A 3,959-nucleotide genomic window follows, 5' to 3' on the forward strand; every position below is an offset into this window, starting at 1 on the left:
TCAAAATGGACGATTAAAAGTTTAATAGGGATAGTATGCGCTTTTTTGGCTATCCGATGGTTTTTGTTTCATAGTAAAAAAACCGCCCAAAGGGACGGCAAATTCTGTATGGTAAAGGCCGAAATAAAAGGTGTACCTTTTGAAGCGGCATCGTATCATATTCGCATAGTATAGAAGGCACCAGGAGCTTCACTTCGACATGTTTTGCTATAGTCTATTGCTATTCTGCTGTTAGAATACTACTATTTTTGCCAAATAGCAATGCGGAAATACGTGCAGAAATTTTTGTATAAAAACATTGACATTTGTTATCCCACCCTATATAATATTAGTTGCTGAACATCGAAGCGTGGCTCAGTTTGGTAGAGCGCTGCGTTCGGGACGCAGAGGTCGCGTGTTCGAATCACGTCGCTTCGACTACCTTGGCAGGGGCACAAAGCCCGTATTTATGCGGGCTTTAGCCGTAAACAAAAGAAAAGCATTCCTTTTACGGGGAGTGCTTTTTTATTCTTGACTAACATTTGACTAACATAAATTCCTTCTATATTAATAGCCAAAACATGCTTATCAAACCAAAAACAGCCCAGGGAGATAATCCCCGGGCTTTCTTCTTATACCAATGCACCTCTGCTGTTCGTAGTTCCCATGTGTCCCTCAGGTGTCAGATAGAATGTCTCTTTTCCAAGTTTGACTATCTCATCAGATGCCATAGCCCCGGAGGATTTCAGGTAATACCACTTATCCCCTAGCAGCACCCATCCGGTTTTCATCCAGCCGGCCGCATCGAAGTAATACCAGGTGCCGCCTATCTTCTCCCAGCCCGACTTAGTGTAGGAGCCATCTGCGTGCCTGTACCACCAGCGGCCATTCTGCTGTATCCATCCTACTTTATCACTTGAGCTGATGGTTTTTCCCATGATTCCTTCGGCAATCAGCCGGCCTATTTTGTCGTATCCTTCGTTTTTAGCTGTCAGATAATCTGCCTTTGAATCGCAGAAAAAGACTTCAATCAAAATTGCTGGCGCTTTCGTCTGATTCAACATATACAGATTTTGTGTCTTTACTCCCCGGTCAGGGAATAGGGTAGCTAATTTTGCGTTCACTCGGTCTGCATACACTTTTCCCCGGCTGGTCTTATAATACGTCTCTGTGCCCCTTGCAGCCCCGTTAAAACAGTTTAGGTGAAGCTCACAGGCAAGGTCATAGTTCCCGGCATTCTCCCTGGGAATCTTATAGTCCCGTTCATCTGCCGCCTTACTGAATTGTCCCTCCGGGCAAATAACCAGGTCAACGGATGCCCCGGCCTGTTCCAGATACTTTTTCACGTATGGTGCCAGGGCCTTACAGTAGGCATATTCCTGCACCTCTCCACTTGCACTTGTACAAGCCCCGGATTTTAATATACTGTGTCCTACGCTTAAAAATACTCTCATGGCATTGTCTCCTTTATCTTCCTGCAGTACGCTTTCTAGTACTGTCAAAATCTTGTTGCCGTAGTTCTTCCCTTTCGCCCATCCGCTTTTCAACGGATTCTCCTGTATTCCTAGCCATTCAACGAATGGAGCCGAGTTCCGCTTTACATACTCGAACCTGGGATCTACACAATCCTGCTCCAACGGTTCTGTGCTTCCATAGGCTTTCAGGTGCTGCACCTGCGCCCGGATGCCTAATTGCGGCGTATCCCAGCTATTTCCTTTCATGCCATTGCTGGTGACGCCGATCCCAGCAAAGTTGTTTTGGTCCAGGGTCACCGCTGACCCCTTAAAACCGAAATTACCCGTCTCTATACAGCTCTGACAGAATGCAATATCACCCCTGACCCCCTCGGCCTGTCCTTCGGATAGGTAAAACGGCAGCATGTCAATAACCTTCTGTGGCACACTAGGGTTAACCCGGCGAATGTAGGATCGCATCTGCTCCACCGTTGCCAGGGCGGTTCCCATGATTAATGTTCCCATAGATTTCCCTCCCCAACAGGTTCATATGTCTTTTCAAATATATCTGGTTTGCATGGATACTGTTCCCCGCGTATTCCAGTGATAATCCAGTCTCCAGGCGAAGCTTTTAATGGTCCCTCCATCGTCTGAATAATAAGCTCCTGGTCTGTTTGATACGCTTCAATCACAACCGGCTTTTTTCTAAATTTCATCTGTGATTCCTCCATCAAAAAGAGGACCTATTACTGGTCCCCTGTCTCCTTATTAATTGCTTTATCTGCCACTTCTAGCCCCTTTTGCAGTATCATAGGTACATTAAACCCGGCTTCCACAAAATTCTCACATATAGACCGGATTTCATTCACCAGCAGGGAGGCCAGTACGAACCAGCCCAGTAAAGTAGTCACCTGCAGGTTGATTCCCAGCACATTCCCAATCTCTATAAATACTGAGCTGGCAACAAATGCAACCATAATCATTAGCCAGTATCCCAGCTTTTTCAGGACACCTTTCCAGCCGGCCACTGAGTTCTCTTTGTGGGCCATGCGGCTTTTCATCCACCCGGTAAACCAGTCCGCTATGTTAAGCATCAGGAACGCCATAAACAAGATCCAGTGCTCCCCGAAAACCATCGAGAGGACAGCAACCACTGCCCCCACTACTGCATTGTATGTGTCAATTACTTTCATCTTCTTATCCTCTCTTTCAAGTCATTTGCACTAAAATAAGACGCTTCACCCGGCGTCTCTACGGGAGATGTATCGGATCACCGCCTTTCTAGGCTTCTGCTGGTACCTCTACCGGTTCCTCTGGCTCCTGCGGCAACAGCGCATACACTGCATCCCGTAAAGCTGCCGGGACCTGCTCCTTTGTCATATACCCGTCAATGATTCTCTTCGCCAGAAATGCTGCCATTATACTGCACCTCCCATTGTCGTGATGATTAAATCCTGCACTGCCTGGTCCGTGATTGACTGGGACTCCTGCATGGATGCCTGGGCCTCTTGGACGGCGTTAAGCTGGGATTGTAGCCTAACCTCTGCCGCAGGGGTAACGGTATCATGCATGATTCCGCCCTCTTCTAATTCCCAGCATTGGCCATCTACTCTTTGGTTTGTGATAACCGGGATGTATTTCCCCTCGGTCTTTCCTGGTTGCATGTGTAAAAATCTTGCCATTGTGTGTTCTCCTTTCAAATTGTTATTGTGGTACATACACCAAGCGACCGCCGACAGTCCGACCCCGATCACCGACACCGTTACCCAGATGCCAATAGAAAGCACCCGCATAACCGCCATAAGTCCAACTACCGCCCAATAGAGCGATACGGTAACCATTCAGGTTCGGTGTAATATACAAATAATCACCAACGGGTAAGGAATTATTTCCTAACGTTTCGGATGGCAGGAATAACCAATCATATTCCTCCGAATATCCCATTGCCGATATATAGCCGTTTGTGTTACTTAGCGTAAATCCTGCGCTTTCATAGTTGCCAGTATTCTTGCTTTCTGCGAAATTGTAATCTTTGCAGATATAAGGGATGCCGCCTTTCATGGTTCCGTCACCCCAGATATTAACCCCGTAGACCTGCTGCCAGATATTGCCCCATAGATTCTCCATGCCACGATAGGACACAGATACTTTTCCGTTGTCTCCATTTGCCATGCCGGTTGTACTTCCTAAGTTAGATGTGCCACCAGTAACAATGCTATTATTTTCGGTGCTTTGCGTATCCGGTATAGATACAACGCCATTCCCGATAGCCGCCTGGATGTTCATGGTTCCCAGTTCTATTGCCATAAGTAACTGATTAGCCGATTCCGCTTTGATGGTGTCTCCATGCCAGCCTGAACCACGATTCTGCGCTAGCTTTTCTGCATTTACCCTTGTAAGCTGCTGTGTCTTACCGCTGGCTGGTTTTGCCCCAGCAATGCTGCTTAGTTTGTCCGCCGCCACGTCCATTACTTGGGCGTCATCCATGATGTAGGTTGCGGCTGATACGTCGTACAAGCTGCCCTC

The 3,959-nt window shown here is 47.2% G+C and carries 6 protein-coding genes and 1 tRNA gene; 1 reads left to right on the top strand and 6 read right to left on the bottom strand.

Features of this window, described 5'->3' with window-relative positions:
- Window positions 1-343 precede the first annotated feature (343 nt).
- Window positions 344-417, top strand: a tRNA-Pro gene (locus GKG41_RS22945).
- A 194-nt stretch (window positions 418-611) separates the two neighbouring features.
- On the opposite strand, the gene GKG41_RS23955 is transcribed toward GKG41_RS22945, so the two are convergent.
- The 6 genes from GKG41_RS23955 to GKG41_RS23235 form a co-directional block, all read right to left on the bottom strand.
- Window positions 612-1,958 (bottom strand): N-acetylmuramoyl-L-alanine amidase, encoded by a 1,347-nt coding sequence (locus tag GKG41_RS23955; RefSeq protein ID WP_347563394.1) that lies wholly within the window; start codon window positions 1,956-1,958, stop codon window positions 612-614.
- Window positions 1,946-2,149, bottom strand: coding sequence for a hypothetical protein (locus GKG41_RS22960; RefSeq protein ID WP_154257769.1), 204 nt, complete (start codon window positions 2,147-2,149; stop codon window positions 1,946-1,948). The genes GKG41_RS23955 and GKG41_RS22960 overlap by 13 nt, the downstream gene beginning before the upstream one ends.
- 30 nt (window positions 2,150-2,179) lie before the next feature.
- Complete coding sequence (locus tag GKG41_RS22965) at window positions 2,180-2,626, bottom strand: phage holin family protein (RefSeq protein ID WP_154263225.1); 447 nt, start codon at window positions 2,624-2,626, stop codon at window positions 2,180-2,182.
- 88 nt (window positions 2,627-2,714) lie between these two features.
- Complete coding sequence (locus GKG41_RS22970) at window positions 2,715-2,852, bottom strand: hypothetical protein (protein WP_154263228.1); 138 nt, start codon at window positions 2,850-2,852, stop codon at window positions 2,715-2,717.
- A complete protein-coding gene (locus GKG41_RS22975) occupies window positions 2,852-3,115 on the bottom strand; it encodes a hypothetical protein (RefSeq protein WP_154263231.1) in 264 nt (87 codons plus the stop codon). Before GKG41_RS22975 ends, GKG41_RS22970 begins: the two co-directional genes overlap by 1 nt.
- A gap of 22 nt (window positions 3,116-3,137) precedes the next feature.
- Window positions 3,138-3,959: hypothetical protein (locus GKG41_RS23235; protein ID WP_347563395.1), on the bottom strand; the 822-nt coding region annotated here is incomplete at its 5' end.

The organism is Lactonifactor sp. BIOML-A5, from assembly GCF_009677585.1.
Classification (GTDB): Bacteria; Bacillota; Clostridia; order Lachnospirales; family Lachnospiraceae; genus Lactonifactor.

Excerpts from the sequence above, each read along its gene's own strand:
- GKG41_RS22965 (WP_154263225.1), bottom strand. The coding sequence starts at position 2,626 with ATGAAAGTAATTGACACATACAATGCAGTAGTGGGGGCAGTGGTTGCT.
- GKG41_RS23955 (WP_347563394.1), bottom strand. The coding sequence starts at position 1,958 with ATGGGAACATTAATCATGGGAACCGCCCTGGCAACGGTGGAGCAGATG.
- GKG41_RS22960 (WP_154257769.1), bottom strand. The coding sequence starts at position 2,149 with ATGAAATTTAGAAAAAAGCCGGTTGTGATTGAAGCGTATCAAACAGAC.
- GKG41_RS22970 (WP_154263228.1), bottom strand. The coding sequence starts at position 2,852 with ATGGCAGCATTTCTGGCGAAGAGAATCATTGACGGGTATATGACAAAG.
- GKG41_RS22975 (WP_154263231.1), bottom strand. The coding sequence starts at position 3,115 with ATGGCAAGATTTTTACACATGCAACCAGGAAAGACCGAGGGGAAATAC.